24 protein-coding genes are annotated in these 24,787 nt (G+C 54.5%); 14 read left to right on the forward strand and 10 right to left on the reverse strand.

Annotation, left to right across the window (positions count from 1 at the left end; genetic code table 11):
* The first annotated feature begins 36 nt into the window (after nt 1-36).
* The 4 genes from dam to trpS are packed head-to-tail and all read left to right on the forward strand — an operon-like array spanning nt 37 to nt 3,332.
* Entirely contained in the window at nt 37-864 is an 828-nt protein-coding gene (dam, locus tag ACIPDS_RS19935) for an adenine-specific DNA-methyltransferase (protein ID WP_166515461.1), read from the forward strand.
* 39 nt (nt 865-903) lie between these two features.
* A complete protein-coding gene (rpe, locus tag ACIPDS_RS19940) occupies nt 904-1,581 on the forward strand; it encodes a ribulose-phosphate 3-epimerase (protein ID WP_166515462.1) in 678 nt (225 codons plus the stop codon).
* Nucleotides 1,574-2,335 carry a phosphoglycolate phosphatase gene (gene gph / locus ACIPDS_RS19945; protein WP_400739592.1) on the forward strand — a complete coding sequence of 254 codons (762 nt, stop codon included), beginning with the start codon at nt 1,574-1,576 and terminating at the stop codon, nt 2,333-2,335. Before rpe ends, gph begins: the two co-directional genes overlap by 8 nt.
* The gene (gene trpS / locus ACIPDS_RS19950) at nt 2,328-3,332 is read left to right on the forward strand and encodes a tryptophan--tRNA ligase (RefSeq protein ID WP_166515464.1); all 1,005 of its coding nucleotides are present in this window, start codon (nt 2,328-2,330) and stop codon (nt 3,330-3,332) included. Before gph ends, trpS begins: the two co-directional genes overlap by 8 nt.
* 67 nt (nt 3,333-3,399) lie before the next feature.
* On the opposite strand, the gene ACIPDS_RS19955 is transcribed toward trpS, so the two are convergent.
* From ACIPDS_RS19955 to tsgA, 5 genes are all read right to left on the reverse strand, one after another.
* Nucleotides 3,400-3,573, reverse strand: coding sequence for a DUF4223 family protein (locus ACIPDS_RS19955; RefSeq protein ID WP_166515465.1), 174 nt, complete (start codon nt 3,571-3,573; stop codon nt 3,400-3,402).
* Nucleotides 3,574-3,812: 239 nt separating this feature from the next.
* On the reverse strand, nt 3,813-5,186 hold the full coding sequence (gene cysG, locus ACIPDS_RS19960; protein ID WP_400739597.1) for a siroheme synthase CysG: 1,374 nt from the start codon (nt 5,184-5,186) through the stop codon (nt 3,813-3,815).
* 143 nt (nt 5,187-5,329) lie between these two features.
* Entirely contained in the window at nt 5,330-5,656 is a 327-nt protein-coding gene (gene nirD / locus ACIPDS_RS19965) for a nitrite reductase small subunit NirD (RefSeq protein WP_166515467.1), read from the reverse strand.
* Complete coding sequence (nirB, locus tag ACIPDS_RS19970) at nt 5,653-8,196, reverse strand: nitrite reductase large subunit NirB (protein WP_400739601.1); 2,544 nt, start codon at nt 8,194-8,196, stop codon at nt 5,653-5,655. The genes nirD and nirB overlap by 4 nt, the downstream gene beginning before the upstream one ends.
* A 938-nt stretch (nt 8,197-9,134) precedes the next feature.
* Complete coding sequence (gene tsgA, locus ACIPDS_RS19975; protein WP_400739604.1) at nt 9,135-10,316, reverse strand: MFS transporter TsgA; 1,182 nt, start codon at nt 10,314-10,316, stop codon at nt 9,135-9,137.
* A gap of 276 nt (nt 10,317-10,592) precedes the next feature.
* Between tsgA and ppiA the strand changes: the two genes are divergently transcribed.
* The 3 genes from ppiA (at nt 10,593) to ACIPDS_RS19990 (ending at nt 13,127) form a co-directional block, all read left to right on the forward strand.
* Nucleotides 10,593-11,165 (forward strand): peptidylprolyl isomerase A, encoded by a 573-nt coding sequence (ppiA, locus tag ACIPDS_RS19980; protein ID WP_166515470.1) that lies wholly within the window; start codon nt 10,593-10,595, stop codon nt 11,163-11,165.
* A gap of 96 nt (nt 11,166-11,261) precedes the next feature.
* Nucleotides 11,262-11,825, forward strand: coding sequence for an aminodeoxychorismate synthase component 2 (gene pabA, locus ACIPDS_RS19985; RefSeq protein ID WP_400739607.1), 564 nt, complete (start codon nt 11,262-11,264; stop codon nt 11,823-11,825).
* 84 nt (nt 11,826-11,909) lie between these two features.
* Nucleotides 11,910-13,127: an aspartate aminotransferase family protein gene (locus tag ACIPDS_RS19990; protein ID WP_400739610.1), complete on the forward strand. Its 1,218-nt coding sequence runs from the start codon at nt 11,910-11,912 to the stop codon at nt 13,125-13,127.
* On the opposite strand, the gene ACIPDS_RS19995 is transcribed toward ACIPDS_RS19990, so the two are convergent.
* Both ACIPDS_RS19995 and crp read right to left on the reverse strand, forming a co-directional pair.
* Nucleotides 13,120-15,195, reverse strand: coding sequence for a YccS/YhfK family putative transporter (locus ACIPDS_RS19995; RefSeq protein WP_400739612.1), 2,076 nt, complete (start codon nt 15,193-15,195; stop codon nt 13,120-13,122). The genes ACIPDS_RS19990 and ACIPDS_RS19995 overlap by 8 nt on opposite strands.
* A 52-nt stretch (nt 15,196-15,247) precedes the next feature.
* Entirely contained in the window at nt 15,248-15,880 is a 633-nt protein-coding gene (gene crp, locus ACIPDS_RS20000; protein ID WP_039332728.1) for a cAMP-activated global transcriptional regulator CRP, read from the reverse strand.
* A gap of 304 nt (nt 15,881-16,184) precedes the next feature.
* Here crp and ACIPDS_RS20005 point away from each other — a divergent pair, with 304 nt between their 5' ends.
* The gene (locus tag ACIPDS_RS20005) at nt 16,185-16,589 is read left to right on the forward strand and encodes an OsmC family protein (RefSeq protein WP_166515474.1); all 405 of its coding nucleotides are present in this window, start codon (nt 16,185-16,187) and stop codon (nt 16,587-16,589) included.
* Between the two features lie 261 nt (nt 16,590-16,850).
* On the opposite strand, the gene ACIPDS_RS20010 is transcribed toward ACIPDS_RS20005, so the two are convergent.
* Genes ACIPDS_RS20010 through ACIPDS_RS20020 form a run of 3 tightly spaced genes read right to left on the reverse strand, consistent with a single transcriptional unit; the run spans nt 16,851 to nt 19,009 of the window.
* Nucleotides 16,851-17,714: a phosphoribulokinase gene (locus tag ACIPDS_RS20010; protein ID WP_166515475.1), complete on the reverse strand. Its 864-nt coding sequence runs from the start codon at nt 17,712-17,714 to the stop codon at nt 16,851-16,853.
* Between the two features lie 57 nt (nt 17,715-17,771).
* Entirely contained in the window at nt 17,772-17,990 is a 219-nt protein-coding gene (locus ACIPDS_RS20015) for a YheU family protein (protein ID WP_166515476.1), read from the reverse strand.
* The gene (locus ACIPDS_RS20020; RefSeq protein ID WP_400739617.1) at nt 17,987-19,009 is read right to left on the reverse strand and encodes a hydrolase; all 1,023 of its coding nucleotides are present in this window, start codon (nt 19,007-19,009) and stop codon (nt 17,987-17,989) included. Before ACIPDS_RS20020 ends, ACIPDS_RS20015 begins: the two co-directional genes overlap by 4 nt.
* 248 nt (nt 19,010-19,257) lie before the next feature.
* On the opposite strand from ACIPDS_RS20020, the gene mdcA reads away from it, so the two are divergent.
* The 6 genes from mdcA to ACIPDS_RS20050 all read left to right on the forward strand — a co-directional run bounded on the left by mdcA (nt 19,258) and on the right by ACIPDS_RS20050 (nt 24,786).
* The gene (mdcA, locus tag ACIPDS_RS20025) at nt 19,258-20,913 is read left to right on the forward strand and encodes a malonate decarboxylase subunit alpha (protein ID WP_166515478.1); all 1,656 of its coding nucleotides are present in this window, start codon (nt 19,258-19,260) and stop codon (nt 20,911-20,913) included.
* Nucleotides 20,913-21,770 carry a triphosphoribosyl-dephospho-CoA synthase gene (locus tag ACIPDS_RS20030; RefSeq protein ID WP_400739620.1) on the forward strand — a complete coding sequence of 286 codons (858 nt, stop codon included), beginning with the start codon at nt 20,913-20,915 and terminating at the stop codon, nt 21,768-21,770. The genes mdcA and ACIPDS_RS20030 overlap by 1 nt, the downstream gene beginning before the upstream one ends.
* A gap of 9 nt (nt 21,771-21,779) precedes the next feature.
* Nucleotides 21,780-22,079 (forward strand): malonate decarboxylase acyl carrier protein, encoded by a 300-nt coding sequence (gene mdcC, locus ACIPDS_RS20035; RefSeq protein ID WP_166515480.1) that lies wholly within the window; start codon nt 21,780-21,782, stop codon nt 22,077-22,079.
* Nucleotides 22,072-22,905 carry a biotin-independent malonate decarboxylase subunit beta gene (locus tag ACIPDS_RS20040; protein WP_166515481.1) on the forward strand — a complete coding sequence of 278 codons (834 nt, stop codon included), beginning with the start codon at nt 22,072-22,074 and terminating at the stop codon, nt 22,903-22,905. The genes mdcC and ACIPDS_RS20040 overlap by 8 nt, the downstream gene beginning before the upstream one ends.
* Nucleotides 22,905-23,705: a biotin-independent malonate decarboxylase subunit gamma gene (gene mdcE / locus ACIPDS_RS20045; protein WP_400739827.1), complete on the forward strand. Its 801-nt coding sequence runs from the start codon at nt 22,905-22,907 to the stop codon at nt 23,703-23,705. Before ACIPDS_RS20040 ends, mdcE begins: the two co-directional genes overlap by 1 nt.
* Nucleotides 23,706-23,826: 121 nt before the next feature.
* Nucleotides 23,827-24,786, forward strand: a complete 960-nt coding sequence (locus ACIPDS_RS20050; protein ID WP_079225899.1) for an AEC family transporter — start codon at nt 23,827-23,829, stop codon at nt 24,784-24,786.
* Nucleotide 24,787: the final 1 nt, after the last annotated feature.

Genomic DNA, 24,787 nt, shown 5'->3' on the forward strand with positions numbered 1-24,787 from the left:
TTCCACAGCCGGAGACAGTGTAATTAGTCAGGCCGCATGAAAAAAAATCGCGCTTTTCTTAAATGGGCGGGGGGAAAGTACCCTCTACTCGACGATATAAGACATCATCTGCCCGTCGGCGATTGTCTGGTTGAACCTTTCGTTGGTGCTGGATCGGTATTCCTGAATACCGATTTTTCGCGTTATATCCTGGCTGATATCAACAGCGACCTCATTGAACTCTATAAAATAGTTAAAACGCGCGCCGATGAGTACATCGAGCAGGCGCGGGTGATGTTTGTGCCTGAAACAAACAATGCCGAAAGCTATTACCTGCTGCGTGAAGAGTTTAACCGCAGTAGCGATCTGTTCCGACGCGCCGTACTGTTTTTATACCTGAACCGCCACGGCTACAACGGCCTGTGTCGCTATAACCTGCGCGGCGAATTTAACGTCCCGTTTGGACGTTATAAAAAACCTTACTTCCCGGAAGCCGAGCTCCGCCACTTTGCCGTGAAAGCTCAGCATGCAGAGTTTTACTGTGAATCGTATGAAGCCTGTATGGCGCGCGCCGATGAGCGTTCCGTCGTCTATTGCGATCCGCCTTACGCACCTTTGACGGCGACGGCGAATTTTACCGCTTACCACACCAACAGCTTCAGTCTTGAACAGCAGGCTTTTCTGGCGCAAAAGGCAGAAGATCTGGTGTCTCAACGTATTCCGGTGCTCATTTCCAATCATCGTACCCCGATGACGTTAGATTGGTATAAAAACGCGGCAGAAACGTATACCGTACAAGTTCGACGCAGCATTAGCCGTAACGGCGGCACGCGTAAAAAGGTGGAAGAGCTGCTGGCGCTGTATCGGCCACCAGGAAAAAAATAACGTTACTAGCCTAATGGGATAGGCTTTGAGGAGATGCGGATGAAACAGTACCTTATTGCCCCTTCAATTTTGTCGGCTGATTTTGCCCGTCTGGGGGAAGACACTGCCCGTGCGCTGGCCGCTGGGGCAGATGTGGTTCATTTCGATGTTATGGATAACCATTACGTGCCGAACCTGACCATCGGCCCGATGGTGCTAAAATCGCTGCGTAATTATGGCATCACCGCACCTATTGACGTGCATCTGATGGTGAAGCCGGTCGATCGCCTGGTCCCGGATTTTGCCGCCGCAGGTGCGAGCATCATCACCTTCCACCCTGAAGCCTCCGAGCATGTCGACCGTACCTTACAGCTAATTAAAGAAAATGGCTGCAAAGCAGGCCTGGTATTTAACCCAGCCACTTCGCTTAGCTATCTCGATTATGTAATGGATAAGCTCGATGTGATCCTGCTGATGTCGGTTAACCCTGGCTTTGGCGGACAATCCTTTATCCCTCACACCCTGGAAAAACTGCGCGAAGTTCGTCGCCGTATTGATGAATCCGGCTATGACATTCGTCTGGAAGTGGATGGCGGTGTGAAAGTGAACAATATTCGCGAAATCGCGGCGGCAGGGGCGGACATGTTTGTCGCCGGTTCCGCGATTTTTGACCAACCAGACTACAAAAAAGTCATTGATGAAATGCGCAGTGAACTGGCAAAGGTAAGTCATGGATAAATTACAGACCATTCGCGGCGTCGCGTTTGACCTTGATGGCACGCTGGTAGACAGCGCGCCAGGGCTTGCGGCGGCGGTTGATAACGCGCTGTACGCGCTTGAGCTGCCGGTTGCCGGTGAAGAACGGGTGATTACCTGGATTGGCAACGGTGCCGACATATTGATGGAGCGAGCGCTGAACTGGGCTCGCCAGGAGCGCGCCACCCTGCGTGCTTCTCAGGGCAAACCGTCCGTCGATAGCCACGATATTCCGCAAGATGAGCAGCTCCGTATGCTGCGTCGTCTTTTTGACCGTTATTACGCCGACTTCGCTGAAGAGGGCAGCTTCCTGTTCCCGCACGTGCAGGAGACGCTTGCTGCGCTGCATGACAGCGGATTACCGCTGGCGCTGGTGACCAACAAACCGACGCCGTTTGTGGCCCCCATTCTTGAGTCGCTGGGGATTGCGCGCTATTTCTCCGTCGTCATCGGTGGTGATGATGTGCAGAACAAAAAACCGCATCCTGAGCCACTGTTGAAAGTGGCTGAGAAACTGGCGTTGACGCCAGAAGCGCTGCTGTTTGTGGGCGATTCTCGTAACGATATTCAGGCAGCCAAAGCGGCGGGCTGCACCTCCGTCGGTCTGACCTACGGCTATAACTACGGCGAAGCGATTGCAAACAGCGAGCCGGACGTTATCTTCGACCACTTTAATCAACTTTTGCCCGCTCTTGGGCTTGCGAATAGTGAACATCAGGAATTGAACAATGACTAAGCCCATCGTTTTTAGCGGCGCGCAGCCCTCAGGTGAACTGACCATCGGTAACTACATGGGTGCATTGCGTCAGTGGGTTAACATGCAGGATGATTACCACTGTATCTACTGCATCGTTGACCAGCACGCGATCACCGTGCGTCAGGATCCGCAGGCGCTGCGTAAAGCAACGCTGGATACGCTGGCCCTGTATCTTGCTTGCGGTATTGATCCTGAGAAAAGCACCATCTTCGTGCAATCCCACGTACCTGAGCACGCGCAGCTTGGCTGGGCGCTGAACTGTTACACCTATTTCGGTGAACTGAGCCGCATGACCCAGTTCAAAGATAAGTCCGCTCGCTACGCAGAAAACATCAACGCCGGCCTGTTCGATTATCCGGTGCTGATGGCGGCAGATATTCTGCTGTATCAGACCAATCAGGTTCCGGTAGGTGAAGACCAGAAACAGCACCTGGAACTGAGCCGCGATATCGCTCAGCGCTTCAATGCGATTTACGGTGATGTATTCAAGGTTCCTGAGCCGTTTATTCCGAAGTCTGGCGCACGCGTAATGTCCCTGCTGGAGCCGACGAAGAAGATGTCCAAGTCGGACGATAACCGCAATAACGTGATTGGCCTGCTGGAAGATCCTAAATCGGTCGTGAAGAAGATCAAACGTGCGGTTACCGATTCCGAAGAGCCACCTGTAGTCCGTTACGACCTGAAAGAGAAAGCGGGTGTTTCTAACCTGCTGGATATCCTTTCTGGCGTCACAGGGCAGAGCATTCCAGAGCTGGAAAAGCACTTTGAAGGCAAGATGTACGGCCACCTCAAAGGGGAAGTCGCAGAGGCGGTGTCGGGTATGCTGACCGAGCTACAAGAGCGTTATAACCGCTATCGTAACGATGAAGCATTCCTGCAAAAGATTATGAAAGACGGCGCGGAGAAAGCGAGCGCACATGCATCGAAAACGCTAAAAGCGGTGTATGAAGCCATTGGCTTTGTCGCTAAACCGTAATCGATTTTACGCATAAAAAAACCGGGATATTCCCGGTTTTTTATTATCGAAATAAATACAGGTTCGATTAGTTAGTGGAAGCTACGTCGCCACAGCCGCCAATAATTTTAGAAATAGAAATAGCTGGGTGCAGCAGATAATCATAAGAACAGGTTTTGTTTTTATTCTGAATAGTACCAGTACAAGCGGTCAGAGTAGACAGCGCCAGCACTACAGCCGCAGCTTTGAGCATGTTTTTCATTGATAATCCCTTTAAATTAAATAAATTTATTTATGCATAATTCCGTATGCTTTAAAAACACGAATGAATTAAGCTGATGATATATAAGCGCAAAATCAAACATTGTGTCAATCAAGTCAGACGTTTGATTAATTAAAGGATAAATTTAGAAGAACTAATAATGAGAAATAGATAAGTTAAAACAAGAGGGAAGCGTGCTATACGCAAAGGTATAGCACGGAAAAAAGTCTGAATTCAGATTAATGATGGGAGAACCAGTTGAGCTTATTACGCAGGCCAACTACGCGACCAACGATAATCAGTGCCGGGCTTGCCATCTGCTTTGCCAATTCGCCTAACTGTGAAAGTTCGCCATCAACAACGCGTTGAGTAATTGCCGTACCGTTTTCTACGATAGCCACCGGCATATCGGCCTGCATTCCGTACTCAATCAGCTTCTGCTGGATAGTGGCCGCCTGATTGAGCCCCATATAAAACACCAGCGTCTGTTTTTCTGCCGCCAGATTTTCCCAATCCAGTTCGCCACCGGTTTTCAGGTGTCCGGTGATAAGGCGCACGCTTTGCGCATAATCACGGTGGGTCAGGGGGATACCGGAGTAGGCTGAACAGCCAGATGCCGCGGTAATGCCGGGAACGACTGAGAAAGGAATACCGGCTTCGCACAGCGTTTCCAGCTCCTCGCCGCCGCGTCCAAAGATGAACGGATCGCCCCCTTTCAGGCGCACGACGCGTTTCCCTTTTTGCGCTTCATTGAGCAGGATCTGGTTAATCTCATCCTGCGGCACACAGTGATAGCCCGCGCGTTTACCCACGAAGATGCGGTCGGCATCGCGGCGAACCAGATTCATAATGTCGTCGGACACCAGACGATCGTAGACCACCACGTCCGCTTGTTGAATTTGCTGTAAGCCTTTTAACGTCAGCAGCCCAGCATCGCCGGGGCCGGCGCCCACCAGCACGACTTCACCGCGATGATCCAGCGGCGCATTCAGTAACTGCTCGGTGATCTCGGTGACGGCCTGCTGATCCTCGTTTGCCAGTGACTGCGCCAGCCGGTCGTTAATAAACAGTTTTTCCCAGAAGCGGCGGCGTTCACCCATACTGGCGAACTGCTTTTTCACTCGCGAGCGTAATTGTCCGGCATAGAGCGCAACCTTGCCCAGGTGCTGCGGCAGAATTGACTCCAGCTTCTCGCGTAGCAAACGCGCCAGCACCGGCGAGGTGCCGCCGGATGAGACGGCGACCATCAGCGGTGAACGGTCGATTATCGACGGCATAATGAAGCTGGCGGCTTTCGGCGCATCAACCACATTACAGAAGATACGGCGGGATTCGGCTTCGTCGCTCACTAACTGATTGACCGCATCATCGTCGGTGGCGGCAATTGCCAGCCAGCAAGAGTCGAGCAGCGCAGGCTGAAAATCACCGGCTACAAGCGTCAGCATTCCCGCCTCTGCCCAAACGTGAAACTGCGGAACGTATTCCCGTGCGTTTACCGTCAGACGTGCCCCAGCATCAAGCAGCAGACGCGCTTTACGCTCAGCGACATCACCACCGCCGACCAGCAAACAGTCACGATCGCGCAGTTGGCAAAAAATGGGTAAGTAATCCAAGGGGCAACCTCACGGAATAGAGAAATTCGGGGGGATAATAATGCGGGTAAGGATAACAGCAGTTATCGTATGGAATATACGATTTTTCCCGCTGTTATCCCCTTAGGGTCATAAGTTTTCGTTATTACTTATGTCCAAAACGATCAGGCCCTTAACTGTACCTGACCGTCTTTAACGCGAACATCATAATGAGCGACGGAGTGACTTTCGTCCTCCATGCACAGACCGTCACTTAAACGGAAACGCTGTTTTTTCAACGGACTGGCGACCCACAGCTCGCCCTGGTGTTCGGCAATCAGGCCGCGAGACAGCACGCTCGACTCAAAGAACGGGTCGATGTTGCTGATGGCGAATACCTGGTCGTCGGCGTAGGGGCGGAACACGGCAATCTGTTTATCGCCCAGCAGCGCACAAACGCCAGTTGCGGGCAGAATCGCGTCAATTTTGCAGATATTTATCCACTGGCTCATGCGTTTTCCTCCACCAGAGTAACCGGAATGCGTTCATACGGCGTGGCCGGACGGTGCTGTTCACGCTCGGCGACCACCTGGACGTTCGGGTCACGCTGTTCGCTGTTGATAAAGTGTTTGAAACGAACCTGTGCGGCCGGAGAGTTCACGGTTTCCGTCCACTCACAGGCAAAGGCGTCACGCAGGCGGGCGATCTCTTCTTCCAGATGCTGATTCAGGCCCAGCTTGTCGTCGATGATCACCGAACGCAGGTACTCGATACCGCCTTCCAGATTGTCCAGCCATGGCGCGGTACGCGTCAGCTTATCGGCGGTACGGATGTAGAACATCATGAAACGGTCGAGATACTTGATAAGCGTATCGCGGTCGAGGTCAGCCGCCAGCAGGTCCGCGTGGCGCGGTTTCATGCCGCCGTTACCGCAGACGTACAGGTTCCAGCCTTTCTCGGTGGCGATAATGCCCACGTCTTTACCCTGAGCTTCCGCACATTCACGGGTACAGCCAGAGACGCCAAACTTCATCTTATGCGGCGTACGAATGCCTTTGTAGCGGTTTTCCAGCTCAACCCCGAAGCCTACGCTGTCGCCGACGCCGTAACGGCACCACGTGCTGCCTACGCAGGTTTTGGCCATACGCAGCGCTTTCGCATAGGCATGACCGGTTTCGAAGCCCGCTTCAATCAGCTGACGCCAGATTTCTGGGAGATCATCTTTTTGCGCACCGAACAGACCAATACGCTGAGAACCGGTGATTTTGGTGTACAGGTTAAATTCGCTGGCGATACGGCCAACGGCAACCAGCCCTTCCGGGGTAATTTCGCCGCCCGCAGAACGTGGGATAACCGAGTAGGTACCGTCTTTCTGGATGTTTGCCAGGAAGTTGTCGTTACTATCCTGCAACGGCGCGTGCTGTGGCTTGAGGATATATTCATTCCAGCAAGAGGCCAGCAGAGAACCGACGGTCGGTTTACACACTTCACAACCGTAGCCTTTACCGTATTTTGCCAGCAGTTCGTCGAAGGTTTTGATGCCTTCCACGCGGATAAGGTGATAAAGCTCCTGGCGGGTAAACGCGAAGTGTTCACACAGATTGTTGTTCACTTCGATGCCCTGCTTCGCCAATTCGGCGTTAAGCACTTGGGTCACCAGCGGGATACAACCGCCGCAGCCGGTACCGGCTTTGGTTTCTGCTTTGAGCGCGGCGACGGTGTGGCAACCTTTGTTGATGGCGGCAATCAGCGCGCCTTTGGTGACATCGAAGCATGAGCAAATTTGCGCGCTGTCCGGCAGTTTATCAACGCCGATAGAGGGCTTACCGCCGCTCGCATGGGCGGGCAGAATCAGCGCATCTGGGTTTTCCGGCAGTTCAATGGCATTCAACGCTAGCTGAAGTAGGTTGCCGAAGTCGCTGGTGTCACCCACCAGTACCGCGCCAAGTAATGTTTTGTTGTCCGGGCTGACGATAAGACGTTTGTAGACTTCTTTGTTTTCGTCGAGGTACACGTAGCTGCGCGCGCCCGGCGTACGGCCGTGTGCATCGCCAATACCACCAACGTCAACGCCCAACAGTTTCAACTTGGCGCTCATATCCGCACCCTGGAAGCTGTTTTCGTTGCCGAGGATATGGTCAACGGCGACCTGCGCCATTTTGTAGCCTGGCGCAACCAGGCCGTAGACGCGGTTTTTCCAGCTTGCGCATTCGCCGATAGCGTAGATATCCGGGTCAGAGGTCTGGCAATTGTCGTTAATCATGATGCCGCCGCGCTGGCCGACTTCCAGACCACATTGCGTTGCCAGTTTATCGCGTGGGCGAATACCGGTAGAGAAGACGATAAAGTCGACTTCCAGCTGGCTGCCGTCGGCAAAGCGCATGGTTTTACGCGCGTTTTCGCCTTCCTGAACGATCTCTTTGGTGTTTTTATTGGTGTGAACTTTCACACCCATGCTTTCGATTTTGCGCTTAAGTTGCTCACCGCCCATCTGATCGAGCTGTTCTGCCATCAGCATGGGGGCAAATTCGATAACGTGCGTTTCGACACCGAGGTTTTTCAGCGCGCCTGCGGCTTCAAGGCCGAGCAGACCACCGCCGACGACCGCACCGCGTTTGCTTCGGCGCGCGCAGGCCTCAATGGCGTTTAGATCTTCAATGGTACGGTAAACGAAGCAATCCTGAGTTTCAGACCCTTTAATCGGCGGAACCCACGGATAAGAGCCGGTCGCCATGATCAGTTTGTCATAAAAGACGGTACGACCCGCGCTGGAGTGGATCACCTTCTCTTGACGGTTGATGGTGATCGCGCGTTCGCCGACCAGCACTTTTACACCGTGCTTCTCATAGAAGCCTTCACGAACCAGTGACAGTTCTTCTGCCGTGTGGTGAGAGAAGTAAGATGAAAGGTGGACACGGTCGTAGGCGATGCGGGGTTCTTCACAGAAGACGGTAATATCAAGCTGGCTTGCGTCGGTTTTATCGAGAATGTCCTCGATGAAACGGTGGCCGACCATGCCATTACCGATAATTGCGAGTCTGACTTTGCTCATTTTTGCCTCGATTTCTATTCTAATACTGCCTACCTTAACGATTCAGCTATGGGGATTATTGATTCAAATCAATTTAGCCTTTGCCTACCCCTTAATGAGTAGGGTGATGATTTTTAAGTGGTTTTGTAAGTTGCGGAAAATACTCAACTTTATTGGTGGGTGTTTTTTGAGCGGAAAGTTTGAAAAAACGGCAGGAGGGAGGGCTGTTTGTTGGGGCGGGGTAGGGTTCCGTCCACCTTACGTTGGGCAGAACATGTCGCACTATCTCCTGTGAACGGGTTAAGGGGGGCGGCCGCGCCCCCCTTAACAATCCCCGCGGCCCCGCAGGGAAATCGGTGCTTCGCACTGCGCTCGCCTCCGAACTCCAGCCTGCGGCACGGCGAAACTCGAGATTACTCGTCCCATCCCTGGGACTCGCCCTTCGGGCCAACGCAAGCGTTGTTCAAAATTGCTCCCGGCAATTTTGTCCTGTCTCGGTTCGCCTCAGTCCGCCATCCGGGCGGACTGACCTTGTCTTCCGTTCTCCGACTCGCCGATTTCAGCGGGGACTCATCGGTTTCAGAATGATTGGGGGTGGTTGTTAAATTAAGGGCAAGACGGAGCAGTTTGAGAATGATTGGTTTTAGCTTTTAACATTAAAGACCGCACGGACTTGGGTGGCGTCTAAATCGCCGAAGCGTTCCCTGTAGGCCGGGGCAGCCCACATGGATGTGGGCTGAGGGTGCGGTTTACAGGGATGTAAACTCGCGCCCGACCCGAGCCGGAAGGGATAAGCTGAGGGAACCGCGCAGCGGCGATTTTGCCGCCAGAGCCTGGGGGTGCAGGGGGCGGCGGCGATTGGCCGCCCCTTGCGCGCTCCCGGCGCCCGCGCATTCTATATGGCAATCACTGGAAGGGAGCGCAACAGGGTGCTAATCCGAAAAGGATCACCTCGTAAATTAGTGCGAAGCCCCCACCGCATGCTGACGGTGACGGCTCACAAACCCAAGCACCAGACACATCACAAACACCACAGCATACAAAGCATTCGCCGTCGTCAGCGCCGCCAGCGGCCCGCTGCTCGCCACAATCGGCCCGGTAACAACAAACGTCAGCATCGTGCCGATGGTGCCGCAGGTCAGAACGAAGTTAACCAGTTTGGGTGAGGCCACTTTGGTCTGCAAAGAACCGAGCGTAATAATTGAGGTGTAGATAGCGCTAGAGAAGAAGCCCAGCGTCAGGATAAACCACGCCAGATGCTGCGGTTCACCATGGTTGAACAGATACATCATCACTGTCGCAATACCCGCCAGCACCGTCAGAATACGTTGCAGGTCGAAGAAGCGCAGAATAAAGCTGAACGCCCACATACCGAACATATAAGACATCCAGAAATCGCTCACCAGCTTACCGGCATCGTTCAGGCTCATGCCCAAACCCTTGGCATATTCTGGCACCCACGAGATAAAGCCCAGCTGGCCCAGGATATAGCACAGCGCAGCAATAGACAGGAACAGTACGCCGATACCCCACTTTTCTTTCGCAACTGGCTGGTCATCCTGCTGTGCTTTCTTGCCCAGTACCGGGAAGTCACAGCCAAAGGTCAGAATAAAGATAGCCACGTAAATCAGGCCAATGCAGGCGTAAACCCAATACCACTCAATGGTACGTGCCAGCAGCCAGGCAGCCAGCATCGGGAAAATCATCCCGGCCATGCTAAAGAAGGAGTCGGTAAACAGCAAACGCGCACCGCGCTGACGACCTTCATACATATGGGTAATCAGGAACGTACCGATGGACATGGTGATACCGCTGACCAGGCCCAGCACGAACATCGCTGCGGAGAACAGTGCCAGACTATGGCTGGTCATCAACCCGGCCACTGCCAGCACCATCAGAATAAAGCCAAAACGCAGCTGCGTTTTCAGCGGAACGATTTCCATTAGCCAGGCATTCAGGAAAATCGAGATCAGGATCCCAGCGTTCAGGAAGGTAAAGGTGTTACTCATACTGGAAACCGGCAGATTAAAATAATCGGCAATGTTTCCCATCACCATCCCGGTGACAATTACCAACGCACCGGTGAGGGCGTAGGAGAAGAAGCTGATCCATGTGAGCTTGATACGGTTGCTGTTAGTCATGACTGGCCTGTGAATAGTTGTGTAAAACGCGTTGACTCTGCGCTGAGCGGGCAGATTTTATGCACTGTGGTGACGTATTCATAGTTTTATTACGCAAACGTTGGCGTATTACACTTTTCTCTGTGATCCAGATCACAAAATAAATGCGACAATTCTTAGCTTGATCATTATGAAGGTTACATACATGTAAACTTTGGTAAAGCACTGGCCTGTGGGCCTAAGCCTCTTTAGAATCAAGCCACTTGCTTCCCAACTGCACTCGTTAAAGGATTTCTCATGCTCAAATCAACTCTGGCGGCCGTGGCGGCTGTTTTTGCTCTCTCCGCGGTGGCTCCTGCAGCTTTAGCAGCAACCAATGACCCGCATGTTTTGCTGACCACCTCGGCTGGCAACATCGAGCTGCAATTGGATAGTCAGAAAGCGCCAGTCTCCGTTGAAAACTTCCTTAAGTATGTCAACAGCGGTTTCTATAACAACACCACGTTCCACCGTGTGATCCCGGGCTTTATGATTCAGGGTGGCGGCTTTAACGAGCAGATGCAGCAGAAGCAGCCTAATCCACCGATTAAAAACGAAGCGGATAACGGTCTGCGTAATACCCGCGGCACCGTCGCGATGGCGCGCACCGCTGACAAAGACAGCGCGACCAGCCAGTTCTTTATCAACGTGGCCGACAATGCTTTCTTAGATCACGGTCAGCGTGATTTTGGCTACGCCGTATTCGGGAAAGTGGTTAAAGGAATGGATGTGGCTGACAAAATTTCCCAGGTTCAGAGCCATAACGTAGGGCCGTACCAGAATGTACCGTCTAAGCCTATCGTTATCCTGTCGGCAAAAGTCCTACCGTAAGCCATAGCGGGCGGCGTTACGCATGAGGCTGCCGCCCATATCGCTAAAGCAGTAAGCTCCCGGTAGAATGGCGGCAGATAAACGACCGGAGCCGCCATGATCCTGCTGATTGATAACTACGATTCCTTTACCTGGAACCTCTACCAGTATTTTTGCGAGCTGGGGGCCAGCGTAACGGTCAAACGTAACGACGATATCTCCCTTGATGACATCGCGTCGCTCTCTCCGCACAAAATCGTTATCTCCCCCGGCCCCTGTACGCCAGATGACGCCGGTATCTCTCTGGATGTGATTCGCCACTATGCGGGAAAAATACCGCTGCTCGGCGTTTGCTTAGGCCACCAGGCCATCGCGCAGGCCTTCGGCGCGCGTATCGTTCGTGCGGCGAAAGTGATGCACGGCAAAACCTCACCGATTACGCATCAGCAGCAGGGCGTGTTTCGCGGCCTGAATAACCCGCTGACCGTCACGCGTTATCACTCTTTGCTCATTGATCCTGAGACATTGCCCGATTGTTTTGACGTCACCGCCCGCAGCGCGGCGGGGGAAATTATGGGCATTCGCCACCGGCAGTGGGATCTGGAAGGCGTGCAGTTCCACCCGGAGAGTATTCTCAGCGAACAAGGGCACGACCTGCTGGCAAACTTTCTCAATCGATAGTCGTTGCCATTGTGTGATTTTTTATGCATATTTTGTGGATAGATTCTCACAATCAACGCTGCATCGCTTGAAGAAGGGCATGACATGGAAACCAAACAATCTGCAATCACCCGCGCGACCTTCGACCAGGTCATTTTGCCCATTTATGCACCGGCGGAATTTATCCCGGTGAAAGGCAAAGGGAGCCGCGTGTGGGATCAGCAAGGCAAAGAGTACGTTGATTTTGCCGGCGGTATTGCGGTGACGGCGCTGGGTCATTGTCACCCGGCGTTGGTTGACGCGCTGAAAAGCCAGGGTGAAACGCTGTGGCATACCAGCAACGTTTTTACCAATGAACCTGCGCTGCGTCTGGGCCAGAAGCTGGTGGACGCCACCTTCGCTGAGCGCGTGGTGTTTATGAACTCCGGCACCGAGGCAAACGAAACCGCCTTTAAGCTGGCACGCTACTACGCCTCGACCCGTCATAGCCCGTATAAAACCAAAATTATCGCTTTCCATAACGCCTTCCACGGACGCTCGCTGTTTACCGTTTCCGTGGGCGGTCAGCCAAAATATTCCGACGGCTTTGGCCCGAAACCGGCCGATATCATCCACGTGCCATTTAACGACCTGCATGCGGTTGAAGCGGTGATGGATGATCACACCTGCGCCATCGTGGTCGAGCCGATTCAGGGCGAAGGCGGCGTGCTGGCGGCGACGCCGGAATTCCTGCAAGGCCTGCGCGCGTTGTGTGATAAACATCAGGCGCTGCTGGTGTTTGATGAGGTGCAAAGCGGCATGGGCCGTACCGGTTCTCTGTTTGCCTATATGCACTATGGCGTAACGCCGGATATCTTAACCAGCGCCAAAGCGCTGGGCGGCGGCTTCCCGGTGAGCGCGGTGCTGACCACCGAAGACATTGCCAATGCCTTCCACGTCGGTTCACACGGTTCTACCTATGGCGGTAATCCGCTGGCCTGCGCCGTTGCCGGTGCCGCGTTCGATATTATCAACACGCCAGAAGTGCTCAACGGCGTGAATGCAAAACGTGAACGGTTTGTTCAGCATCTGCACCAGATTAACGCGAAGTATGATGTGTTTAGCGACGTGCGCGGCATGGGGCTATTGATTGGCGCCGAGCTGAATGCGAAGTACAAAGGTCGCGCGCGTGATTTCCTTTACGCGGCGGCTGACGTCGGCGTGATGGTGCTTAACGCGGGCCCGGACGTAATGCGCTTTGCGCCATCGCTGGTGGTGGAGGAAGTGGATATCGACGAAGGGATGCAGCGCTTCTCGCAGGCCGTGGCGAAAATCGTCAGCTAGCTCGTCGCTTTAACCAGCCGCCATGCCGTGGGCGCTGACGCCACGCCACCGAAGAGATGGTGTGCATGGTGTTGAGATGCCCCAGAATACGCTGGAGATGCTGTTCCATAGTGCTTAGCGCGCCGTGGGACAGCGCGTCCGGCGACTCCATAATGTTCACCTCTCCGCCGCTTCCCGCTTCATCGTACTCCAGACGTTGCTGGCAGCGCTGTAGGGCAATTTCGCACGACTCCAGATACTGTTGCGCTAAATCGGGTGTCAGCATGTTGTGTTCGCGCGCAAGCGTCGTCATGGCGTTGATGTGCTCAACGATAAACTGACTGTGAGTGACCCACAGCTTCATGTCTTCCAAATAGCGTGAGTTAAAGCCCGGCTCCTGCATGGCCTGGTTTAAGGTGTTAAACAGCGTATTGTGCGCCTGGTTGACGCGCATGCGCTGATAAGCAAGCTTAGGCGCCTGCGGGTCGGGGCTTAGGATCAGACGAATGGCGTCCTGATCGGCTTCCAGCGCCGCCTGGGCATTTTGCCGTAGCTGACCGCTTTGCCACTGCGGCCATAACCAGAGCATGCCGCCGAACGCAATCAGGCAGCCGATGATGGTGTCGATAAAGCGGGCAACAATAAACTGTTCGCCGTTAAGCGTGAGGATTTGCAGCGTGTATACCGCGGTGACCGTAAAGCCAACGGTGGCCCAACCGTAGCTGCGGCGAATAATCAGGTAGCTGACGAGCGTGATAATCAGCATCCCGGTAAGCGCGAGCCCCTGCGGCGCGTGGAAGTGCAGGGCGATGGCGGCGATCACCAGGCCCGCCAGGGTGCCCGCCGCACGGTGGAAAATTCGCACGCGGGTAGCGCCATAACCGTTTTGCGTCACCAGCAGCACCGTCATCAGGATCCAGTACGGTTTTGGCAGATGCAGCGCCGTGCCCATCAGGCTGGCGATACTCAGCATCACGCTTAGCCTCCCGGCGTTGCGTAGCGCGGGCGATTTTAGCGACAGGTAGCTTTTAATGGCCGGGAACAGCGGCAGGCGGCGTTCCTTATCCGCCATCAGGTCGCGCGGGTAGAGCGGACGCTGGGCGCGCAGGACTCTGGCGATTCGGCTAAAGTGCCAGGCGCAGAACTGGCCGACCGGGTTATCAGGATGCTGGGCGGCGATTTTTTCCAGCGCGCCAATCTGTTTTTCCATCGTGAAGCGGCTGGGGTAACGGTGATAGAGAATATCATCCGCGAGTACGCGCAACCGTGCCGCGACGGTCTGCGCGTTCCAGCGGATCACTGCTTCCGCGTGGCTGCGTTCCACCAGTTTTTGCACCTCTTCTGGCTGATGCAAACTCACCGAGATATGTTCTTGTAAATCTAGCCCTACCTGAAAAGCGCGCAGCAGGCGCTTGTAGTCATTGTGTCGGTTTGCCGCCAGCATATGAAGTTGCTGATAGCATTGGGAAATGAGATCCACCACCTTTTGCTGACGGTTTAGCAACGGCGGCAGCGCGGTGCTGGGGTCCGTATGCTGAGTCAGCAGGCTGTATTTGGCTTCGCAGTATTCGGCGAGCTGGCGATAGAGCAGGCTTAGCGATTCGCGCAGCGGCTGTTCGCGCCACATCCAGAACCACCACCAGTTGAATAAGCCATACCACAGCGTGCCAAGCGCATACAGCAGCAATGGCTGCCAGATAGGCATGTTACCGGCGAGGCTTAAGGTGAAAATAGCCGCAATCAGCGAGGCGGGGAGCAATCGCCCGTGTAAGGCGCTGATCTCTGCCGTTACGCCCAGCAGCAGCGCCAGCCCGGTCAGAATGAACGGCAGTGGAATGTGATGCGCCAGCAATAGCTGTACGGCGAGGCTGCATCCGGCAAACAGGCAGCCGCCGATAGTCAGGCGTTTGAAAAAACGCTTATGGGGCGTATCAAGACCTGCGATGTTGCAACACGCGGGAACCAGTGAGAACAGCAGACCTTGCTGAAGATGGCCGAAGAGTAGGCCAATGGCGACCGGCAAACATAACACCAGCGTTTGCCGCAGTGCATAGTTGACTTCCGGGTGGTAAATCAGCCTGCGCCACATGAGGGAAAACAAAAACGGCATACTGCGTGAGCACTATGCCGTTTTGGCTGGATCAGCGAGTACCGTAGACGACAATAGTTTTGCCGTGAGCGGAGATCAGGTTTTGATCTTCGAGCATTTTCAAAATACGGCCCACGGTTTCGCGGGAACAACCGACGATCTGACCGATTTCCTGACGGGTGATTTTAATCTGCATACCGTCTGGGTGAGTCATGGCGTCCGGCTGTTTAGCCAGATTCAGCAGAGTCTGGGCGATGCGTCCGGTCACGTCCAGGAATGCCAGGTTGCCCACTTTTTCGGAGGTAATCTGCAGACGACGTGCCATTTGCGAAGACAAACGCATCAGGATGTCTGGGTTTACCTGAATCAGCTGGCGGAATTTTTTATAAGAGATTTCAGCAACTTCACAAGCGGTTTTTGCCCGTACCCACGCGCTGCGTTCCTGGCCTTCTTCAAACAGGCCCAATTCGCCGATAAAGTCACCCTGGTTGAGGTAAGAGAGAATCATCTCTTTACCTTCTTCATCCTTGATGAGTACTGCCACTGAGCCTTTGACGATGTAATACAGCGTTTCAGCTTTTTCACCCTGGTGAATCAGCGTGCTCTTCGATGGGTACTTATGAATATGGCAATGAGACAAGAACCATTCGAGAGTCGGGTCTGTTTGCGGTTTGCCAAGCACCATGCGCGGTTATCCTCTGTTATAAGCTCTTCCCAGCGGCAAAAACATTGCAGCCACTGGTTGCAATAGTATCCTTCCCGTTACCTGGGAAGTCGGCTGTCGAATCGTGCCGCAGCCAGTAATGTGATGTCCTCTGCATACATGCAGTACGTTTATGTATTACCGTAGCATCCTGACTGTTTTAGCATAGCTTTAGGCGCGTGTCTCCTGGTGTCTCGCTTCAGCATGACGGCGATCGCCTTCCATTGCGAGAATTGTTATGTACGCGTAATCTGAGAAGAAAATTGCAACCTGGGAGTTAAATAATATGCAAGCGCGTGTGAAATGGATTGAAGGCTTAACCTTCCTCGGAGAGTCTGCTTCAGGCCACCAGATTTTGATGGACGGCAACTCGGGCGATAAAGCGCCAAGCCCAATGGAAGTCGTCTTAATGGCCGCCGGTGGCTGTAGCGCAATCGATGTGGTTTCCATTTTGCAAAAGGGCCGCAATGACGTCTCAGATTGTGAAGTGAAGCTGACTTCTGAACGCCGTGAAGAGGCACCGCGCCTGTTCACACATATCAACCTGCACTTCATTGTGACGGGGAAAGATCTTAAAGACGCTGCGGTTGCTCGTGCCGTCTCACTGTCCGCTGAGAAATACTGCTCGGTTGCGCTGATGCTCGAAAAAGCGGTGAATATCACTCACTCTTATGAAGTGATCGAGGGATAACGACTCTGGGGTCAGAGCAAATGCCTCGTCCGGGCTACCGACTGTTGTATCCGGTATTGTGCTCGGAATTGCCCGATGGCGGCTTCGCCTTATCGGGCCTACAAGTTGCTAATATCCACAGTATTTACGGTGTAGGCCGGATAAGGCGAAGCCGCCATCCGGCGAATTGTGTGCTTGTGCCTGATGACGCGATGCTTATCAGACCTACTGATTGCATACGAAATGTAGCCCGGCCAAGCGCAGCGCCGCCGGGACCGCCGTTTAGCTTCTTCCTTCCATCAATCGCTGCACCAGCGGCATCATGATGAGCTCCATCGCCAGCCCTAGCTTGCCGCCGGGAACCACCAGCGTATTCATATGTGAAATAAACGACCCTTGCAGCATCGCCAGCAGCCACGGGTAATCGATGTTATCAAGATTACGGAAATGAATGACCACAAAGCTCTCATCGAGCGAGGGAATACTTTTGGCGGCGAAGGGATTTGAGGTATCGACCGTTGGGACGCGCTGGAAGTTGATATGGGTGCGGGAGAACTGCGGCGTAATGAAGTTGATGTAGTCCTCCATTGAGCGCACCACGGAATCCATCACCGCCTCACGGGAGTGACCGCGCTCGCTGGTGTCGCGGATCATCTTTTGGATCCACTCGAGGTTCACAATCGGCACCACGCCAACCAGCAGATCAACATGGCGTGCCACGTCATGCTGCGGTGTCACCACGCCGCCGTGCAATCCTTCATAGAACAGCACATCCGTCGGCTCGGGCAGCGGCTGCCAGGGGGTAAATGTTCCCGGCACCTGATTCCACGGTACGGCTTCGTCGTAGGTGTGCAGATACTTTCGTGATTGCCCTTTGCCGGTCACGCCGTAATCGCGGAAGGTTTGTTCCAGCAGGCCAAAGTCATTGGCATCCGGGCCGAAATAGCTGATATGCCGACCGGCATCGCGGGCCTTACGGATAGCCATATCCATTTCAGGACGGGTATAGCGGTGAAAGCTGTCGCCTTCAACTTCTGCCGCACGCAGGTTGAGCTGAGCAAAGATTTTACGAAATGCGAGGCTGGTGGTGGTGGTTCCCGCTCCGCTGGAGCCGGTCACGGCAATAACTGGGTGTTTGGCAGACATGCGAATAACTCCTTAACAGACTACAGAAAGCCGTCCGGCTTCCTGCAATAAGTATAGTTAACCGCGAAATTGGTTACGGGGCATGATGTTGACGGTCTCGTGAAGCTCAGACCACACCAGCACCGCTTCGCCTGTTTGTAACTGATGTTTTACGTCGGCGACCTTTTGCGCAAGTGAGCGCTCATATTCACCATAATCAGTGCCTTCGCGCAAGACAAAGCTTTCAATCAACCTATCCAGCGTTTCGGGGTCAAGGTCCTGCCAGGGGATCATCATGCTTTCACTCCTAACCACGTCATAAGCCATGCGGGGATGCGTTTTTCCAGCCACATTTCCGGGTGGCGCAGGGTGCCGCCGATAAATCCAACGTGGCCGCCGTGTTCCGTTAGCTGATATTCAACGTTATCCGGCAACTCTTCCTGGGCGGGAATGGAGTGGTGATCCATAAAGGGATCGTCTTTCGCATGGATAATCAGCGTGGGCTTGGTGATTTTGCTCAAAGTAGGCATTGCGCTGCACTGACGATAATAGTCGATAGCATCGGCAAAACCGTGGATCTTCGAGGTAATGGAATCGTCGAACTCGCGGATCCGGCGCATACTTTTTAACTGGCGCAGATCCACCGGCAGTGAGCCGGGATAAGCCTTGAGCTTGCGTGCCGCGTTGCCTTTCAACAGGTTCAGCAGGTAGCGCTGATAAACCCGCGAGAAGCCTTTATCCATATGATAGCTACAGGCTTCGAGCATAAACGGTGCCGAGACAATCACCGCCGCGTCGATAGGCACATCATCGCCTTCTTTTGCCAGCAGGCAGGCCAGCATGTTGCCGCCGAGCGAATAACCGACCGCTGCCGTTGGCGCGTCACCAAATTCGCGCTTGAGCCACTGCAAAAACCAGGTGCCATCTTCCGTTTCACCGGAGTGATAAATGCGGTTCAGACGGTTTGGTTCGCCGCTACAGCCGCGAAAATGCATCACCACGCCCAGCCAGCCCCGCTGTTTTGCGGCATTAATCAGGCCGTGCGCATAGGGACTGTGCAAACTGCCTTCCAGACCATGAAACACCACCAGGCGCGGTTTATGGCGCGCAGCTTGCGGATCTTCACTCCAGGCGAGATCAACAAAATCACCGTCCGGCAGCTCAAGGCGCTGCCAGCATGGCGTGAATTGCAGCTTGCGACGGATAAGACGCGGCAGCATCGTTTGTAAATGACGATTGCTCACGCCGCGCATCGGCACGAAATCCGCGCTGCTTGAAGTGTCGATACTGAGATCGTGATGGGTTGTTTCAGTCATAACTCGGCGATGTTTACAAAAATCTGGCGCCTACTATACCGCCACTTTGCCATCGTGTTTATGAAAATGAGGTATCGGTAGCCCTTTTTATCCCTTTCGGATCTGATCCTAATCACAAATTGTTACTTCAATTATTACCCTCAAGCTAATGATTAACGCCTACGCTTAATTGATGACTTTCTCACCAGGGTGCACACTCTTTCCAGTGTTAAGCAATCAAAATGATTCGCTGAATCAGGAGGTTAATAATGTTATCTGGGCAAACACCAGCACGAGTCTGGAACACCCGCCGCACAGAAAAACAGCGGCGTCTGGCTTCCGTTCCGGTGCAGGGTAAGGTACTGCCGACCGCAGATCTGACCGCGATGCTGGAACTACTGATCGCGCCGGGTGACCGCGTGGTATTAGAAGGGAATAACCAGAAGCAGGCAGATTTCTTATCTCGCATGCTGGCTGAAGTTAACCCGCAAAAAGTGCACGACCTGCACATGATTATGCCAAGCGTAGGGCGCAGCGAGCATCTGGATATCTTCGAAAAAGGTATCGCTCGTAAACTGGATTTCTCTTTCTCCGGTACCCAAAGCCTGCGTATCTCGCAGCTACTGGAAGATGGCCAGCTGGAAATCGGCGCCATCCACACCTACATCGAACTTTACTCCCGTTTATACGTTGACCTGTCGCCGAACGTGGCGCTGATTGCCGGTTTTAAAGCTGACCGCAAAGGTAACCTTTACACCGGGGCGAGTACCGAAGATACCCCGGCGCTGGTTGAAGCTGCCGCGTTCCATGACGGTATCGTCATCGCGCAGGTTAACGAACTGGTCGACGATGAATGCGATCTGCCGCGCGTCGATATTCCTGGCTCGTGGATTGACTATGTGGTTGTCGCTGACAAGCCGTTCTTTATTGAACCGCTGTTCACCCGCGACCCGCGTCTGATTAAACAAGAACACATTCTGATGGCGATGATGGCGATTAAAGGCATCTACGCGGAACATCAGGTTCAATCGTTGAACCACGGTATCGGTTTTAATACCGCGGCAATCGAACTGCTGCTGCCAACCTACGGCGAACAGCTCGGTCTGAAGGGCAAAATCTGTAAACACTGGACGCTGAACCCGCATCCAACGCTTATCCCGGCAATTGAAAGCGGTTGGGTTGAAAGCGTGCACTGCTTCGGCGGCGAACTGGGTATGGAAGAGTACATCCGCGCTCGCCCTGACATCTTCTTTACCGGTGCCGATGGCTCAATGCGTTCTAACCGCGCCTTCTGCCAGCTGGCAGGTCAGTACGCGGTCGATATGTTTATCGGTTCCACTTTGCAGGTTGATGGCTATGCCAACTCCTCTACCGTGACCCGTGGACGCCTGTCCGGTTTCGGCGGCGCGCCAAACATGGGCCATGACCCGCACGGTCGTCGTCATGCAACGCCTGCCTGGCTGAACATGATTACCGAACCTGATCCAATGCAACGCGGTAAAAAACTGGTCGTGCAGATGGTTGAAACCTTCCAGGCCGGTGTTAAACCAACCTTCGTCGAAAAACTTGATGCCATTGAAGTTGCCAAAACGTCCGGGATGCCGCTGGCACCGGTCATGATCTACGGCGATGACGTGACCCACGTGCTGACCGAAGAAGGTATCGCTTACCTCTATCGCGCCAAAGATCTTGAAGAACGTCGTGCGATGGTGGCGGCGGTCGCGGGGATCACCGATATCGGCCTGGGCGTTGATGCGAAACGCGTTGCCGAGCTGCGTCAAAGCGGCAAGGTGGTTTATCCAGAAGATATGGGCATCCGTCGTACCGACGCCACCCGTTCTCTGCTGGCCGCGGGTAGCGTGTCTGACCTGGTTGAATGGTCCGGCGGTCTTTACAACCCACCTGCGAAATTCCGGAGCTGGTAATGAAACTTCTGCCCCAGATTCAGGTTGAAGGCGGTGCCGAATGGCTGGCGCGAACCGCCACGCAGTGTCTGATTGACGAAGCACGATTAAGCCCGAAACCCGGTCTGGTGGACAGTCGGGGGAACGGCGCGCACCACGATTTATCGTTGGCGCTGATGGAGCGCTCCGCGCGCAGCCTGACCCCCACGTTTCAGGCGCTGGCGCAGCAAAGCTGGCAGCGTCCAGCGGATATTGCGCTTAGACAAACCATAGGGCGACTCGGTCGCACAGGCGAGCAGCAGATGATGGCCGCCACCAACGGCGTGAATACCCACCGCGGCGCGATTTGGGCGCTGGGGCTGTTGGTGAGCGCCGTGGCGATGCACGGTGGTCGCGGTAATGCGCAGCAGGTAGCGGCTACAGCCGCGGAACTGGCGAAGCTGCCGGACGCCGCCGCACCCAAAGTGTTCAGCAAAGGGCTGCGTGCAACGCACCGTTATCGCGTACCGGGTGCTCGCGAAGAAGCTCAGCAGGCGTTTCCGCATGTGATGCAGCGTGCGCTGCCGCAACTGCGTTTAAGCCGGTTTAACGGCAGCAGCGAAACCCACGCGAGGCTCGATGCGCTGATGGCCATCATGACCTCGCTGACCGATACCTGCGTGCTGTCTCGCGCGGGGCTGGAGGGGCTTGATGCTATGCAGGACGGCGCCCGTGCGGTGCTGAATGCTGGCGGCAGCGCTCATCCGGCAGGTCAGGCGGCTTTAGCGAAGCTCGATAGCCAGATGCTGGCGCTCAACGCCTCACCGGGCGGTGCCGCTGACCTACTCGCCGCTACGCTGTTTCTCGATCGCATCGATTCGCCTTATTCAAAGCATTAAGAGGATGTTATGGAAAAAATCACATTAACCGTGCCAGCAAGCCGCACCTTAAGCGGCAAAGCGCTGGCAGGCGTTGTGGGCTCCGGGGATATGGAGGTGTTATTCACCGCCGACCAGAGCCAGACGTTAACCATTGATATCACCACTTCTGTCGATAACAGCCGTAGCCGCTGGGAAGCGCTGTTAAACCGTCTGCAAACGGTCAGCAGCCTGCCTGCGGGAAAACTGACGATCCACGATTTCGGCGCGACCCCAGGCGTGGCGCGTATTCGTATCGAACAGGTATTTGAAGAGGTGAGCCATGCGTGATGACAGCAGTTTTATCGAATTAAAAGCACGCCAACGTGCGCACGCGCTGCTTGATGAAGGCAGCTACCGCGAACTGCTCGACCCGTTTGACGGCGTGATGTCGCCGTGGCTGGGTGCTCAGGGCATTGTTCCGCAGTCTGATGACGGCATGGTCGTCGCGAAAGGCACCATCAACGGCAAACCGGCCGTGGTAGTGGCGATTGAAGGCGCATTCCAGGGCGGCAGCATGGGCGAAGTGTCCGGTGCCAAAATGGCAGCTGCGCTGGAGCTTGCGGCAGAAGATAACCGCAACGGCATCCCAACTCAGGCCGTTCTCAGCCTGGAAACCGGCGGCGTACGTTTGCAAGAGGCCAATCTCGGTCTGGCGGCGATTGCCGACATTCATGCGGCGATCGTTGACCTGCGTCGTTACACCCCGGTGGTCGGTATTGTTGCCGGTACCGTGGGCTGCTTCGGCGGGATGTCTATTGCCGCCGCGCTGTGTAGCTACCTGATTGTGACCCGTGAAGCGCGTCTGGGTCTGAACGGCCCGCAGGTTATCGAGCAGGAAGCGGGGATTGAAGAATACGACTCCCGTGACCGTCCGTTTATCTGGAGCATGACCGGTGGTGAAATTCGTTACCAAAGCGGTCTGGTGGACGCACTGGTCGGCGACGGTGTGAATGCCGTGAAAGCGGCGATGAACGAAGCGCTGGCGAAAGGCGTACCGGCAAAACACCGTACCGACAACTACGACTGGTATCTCGACCGTCTGACCCATTTCGACACCCGTAAACAGGCCGATACCGAACAGATTCATGCGCTTTTTGCCCGGGAGGTGAAATGATGAGTAACGCAATTAGCCGTGGCGAATTATGGCTGGAAACCCTCGCGCCAAACGCCAAACGCATTGCCGGGCTGTGCCCGTCCGTACAGGCCGCCGATGGTGAACTGAACGGTGAAACGGTGCGCTTTATCGCCGTTGTTCCCGATGCGAATAACCATTACCCGCGTGCCGCCGGCGGCGAAGTCGGTCTGCTGGAAGGCTGGACGCTGGCGAAAGTGGTGAGCGAAACCGTCGCCGCCGATGCCAATAACGCGGTGAAACGTCCGATTGTGGCGGTGATTGATGTGCCAAGCCAGGCGTACGGTCGTCGTGAAGAAGGCTTCGGTATTCACCAGGCGCTGGCCGGTGCAGCAGCGGCGTATGCCAATGCGCGTCTAGCAGGTCACCCGGTGATTGGGCTGATTGTTGGTAAAGCGATGTCCGGTGCTTTCCTGGCGCACGGCTACCAGGCTAACCGTCTGATTGCCTTCAACGACAAAGGCGTGTTGATTCACGCGATGGGTAAAGAGTCCGCCGCACGAATCACGCTGCGTACCGTTGAAGCGCTGGAAAAACTGGCGGCGACCATCCCACCAATGGCGTATGACATCAGTAACTACGCCACGTTGGGGCTGCTGGAAAATCTGCTGGATATCAGCAATCCCGATGCACCGTCTGCCGACGATCTGACGCAGGTGAAAAACACTCTGCAACAGGCCATCAACGACGCTCGTCAGGACCCAACGCTGAAAAGTCGTCTGGGCGCTGACAACCGCCACAGCTCTGCTCTGGTACGCGAACGTATGCGAGCAAGCTGGTAAGTAAAAAGAGACCTGCCTGATGTATGACTCCATGGGCGCGCCCTTGCGTCCATGAGGGTCTTTACATCTGAAAAATAATAATCATCGCGCCAGTGCTAACTTTTTTCATTACAGGTGAAATATGACTTACGTAATTGTTCATGCTCTTGCTCCGATTTTCGTCATCATGCTGCTGGGATTCTGGGCCGGGAAGGCCAAAATGGTCGACAACAAAAATGTCTCCCTGCTCAATATCTTCGTGATGGATTTTGCTCTGCCGGCTGCGCTGTTTAGTGCAACCGTACAAACGCCGTGGGCCGGTATTGTTGCGCAGTCACCGCTGATTGTGGTGCTGACCCTGGCGATGTGGATCACCTATGCCGCCATCTACTTCATGGCGACCAAAGTCTTTAAAAAATCACCGCAGGATGCTGCCGTGCTGACGCTGACCGTCGCGCTGCCAAACTATGCGGCGCTGGGCTTGCCGATTCTGGGCAGCGTATTGGGTGAAACCTCATCTACTTCGCTCTCAGTTGCGGTTTCCATTGCCTGTGGTTCCGTACTGATGACGCCGTTCTGCTTACTGATTCTGGAACGCGAAAAAGCGCGCGCAGAGGGTGGTAATTCGGGCTCGACGCTGTCCATGCTGCCGGTGCTGATGTGGCGCTCTATCAAGAAACCTATCGTGATGGGCCCACTGCTGGGGGTTATTCTTTCTGCCATTGGCATCAAAATGCCGGAACTGGTGCTGGCGGCCATTAAACCGCTCGGCCTGTCCGCAACCGCTGCCGCGCTGTTCCTGACCGGGGTTATCCTGTCTGCTCGTAAACTGCAGATCAATACCGTGGTTATTACCTCAACTATCGCTAAGCTGCTGATTCAGCCAGCGATTGCCTGGGGCATCGTGCTTATCTTCGGTCTGCATGGTTCCGTGGCGATTACCGCTATTTTGATGATTGCTCTGTCCGCCGGTTTCTTCGGCGTGGTATTCGGTAACCGCTTTGGCGTGCAGTCGCCAGATGCAGAAGCGGTGCTGCTGTTGAGCTCCGTCCTGTGTATCCTGTCGCTGCCGCTGTTTATCTCGCTGACTTCAGGAATCTAAA

Source organism: Kluyvera sp. NPDC087067 (assembly GCF_044745165.1).
Lineage (GTDB): Bacteria > Pseudomonadota > Gammaproteobacteria > Enterobacterales > Enterobacteriaceae > Kluyvera.

Excerpts from the sequence above, each read along its gene's own strand:
- rpe (WP_166515462.1), top strand. The coding sequence starts at position 904 with ATGAAACAGTACCTTATTGCCCCTTCAATTTTGTCGGCTGATTTTGCC.
- mdcA (WP_166515478.1), top strand. The coding sequence starts at position 19,258 with ATGTTATCTGGGCAAACACCAGCACGAGTCTGGAACACCCGCCGCACA.
- tsgA (WP_400739604.1), bottom strand. The coding sequence starts at position 10,316 with ATGACTAACAGCAACCGTATCAAGCTCACATGGATCAGCTTCTTCTCC.
- ACIPDS_RS20050 (WP_079225899.1), top strand. The coding sequence starts at position 23,827 with ATGACTTACGTAATTGTTCATGCTCTTGCTCCGATTTTCGTCATCATG.
- mdcE (WP_400739827.1), top strand. The coding sequence starts at position 22,905 with ATGAGTAACGCAATTAGCCGTGGCGAATTATGGCTGGAAACCCTCGCG.
- dam (WP_166515461.1), top strand. The coding sequence starts at position 37 with ATGAAAAAAAATCGCGCTTTTCTTAAATGGGCGGGGGGAAAGTACCCT.
- ACIPDS_RS19955 (WP_166515465.1), bottom strand. The coding sequence starts at position 3,573 with ATGAAAAACATGCTCAAAGCTGCGGCTGTAGTGCTGGCGCTGTCTACT.
- gph (WP_400739592.1), top strand. The coding sequence starts at position 1,574 with ATGGATAAATTACAGACCATTCGCGGCGTCGCGTTTGACCTTGATGGC.
- ACIPDS_RS20030 (WP_400739620.1), top strand. The coding sequence starts at position 20,913 with ATGAAACTTCTGCCCCAGATTCAGGTTGAAGGCGGTGCCGAATGGCTG.
- trpS (WP_166515464.1), top strand. The coding sequence starts at position 2,328 with ATGACTAAGCCCATCGTTTTTAGCGGCGCGCAGCCCTCAGGTGAACTG.
- ACIPDS_RS20015 (WP_166515476.1), bottom strand. The coding sequence starts at position 17,990 with ATGATGATCCCCTGGCAGGACCTTGACCCCGAAACGCTGGATAGGTTG.
- nirD (WP_166515467.1), bottom strand. The coding sequence starts at position 5,656 with ATGAGCCAGTGGATAAATATCTGCAAAATTGACGCGATTCTGCCCGCA.
- ppiA (WP_166515470.1), top strand. The coding sequence starts at position 10,593 with ATGCTCAAATCAACTCTGGCGGCCGTGGCGGCTGTTTTTGCTCTCTCC.
- pabA (WP_400739607.1), top strand. The coding sequence starts at position 11,262 with ATGATCCTGCTGATTGATAACTACGATTCCTTTACCTGGAACCTCTAC.
- ACIPDS_RS20020 (WP_400739617.1), bottom strand. The coding sequence starts at position 19,009 with ATGACTGAAACAACCCATCACGATCTCAGTATCGACACTTCAAGCAGC.
- ACIPDS_RS20005 (WP_166515474.1), top strand. The coding sequence starts at position 16,185 with ATGCAAGCGCGTGTGAAATGGATTGAAGGCTTAACCTTCCTCGGAGAG.
- ACIPDS_RS20040 (WP_166515481.1), top strand. The coding sequence starts at position 22,072 with ATGCGTGATGACAGCAGTTTTATCGAATTAAAAGCACGCCAACGTGCG.
- crp (WP_039332728.1), bottom strand. The coding sequence starts at position 15,880 with ATGGTGCTTGGCAAACCGCAAACAGACCCGACTCTCGAATGGTTCTTG.
- ACIPDS_RS20010 (WP_166515475.1), bottom strand. The coding sequence starts at position 17,714 with ATGTCTGCCAAACACCCAGTTATTGCCGTGACCGGCTCCAGCGGAGCG.
- ACIPDS_RS19995 (WP_400739612.1), bottom strand. The coding sequence starts at position 15,195 with ATGTGGCGCAGGCTGATTTACCACCCGGAAGTCAACTATGCACTGCGG.
- mdcC (WP_166515480.1), top strand. The coding sequence starts at position 21,780 with ATGGAAAAAATCACATTAACCGTGCCAGCAAGCCGCACCTTAAGCGGC.
- ACIPDS_RS19990 (WP_400739610.1), top strand. The coding sequence starts at position 11,910 with ATGGAAACCAAACAATCTGCAATCACCCGCGCGACCTTCGACCAGGTC.
- nirB (WP_400739601.1), bottom strand. The coding sequence starts at position 8,196 with ATGAGCAAAGTCAGACTCGCAATTATCGGTAATGGCATGGTCGGCCAC.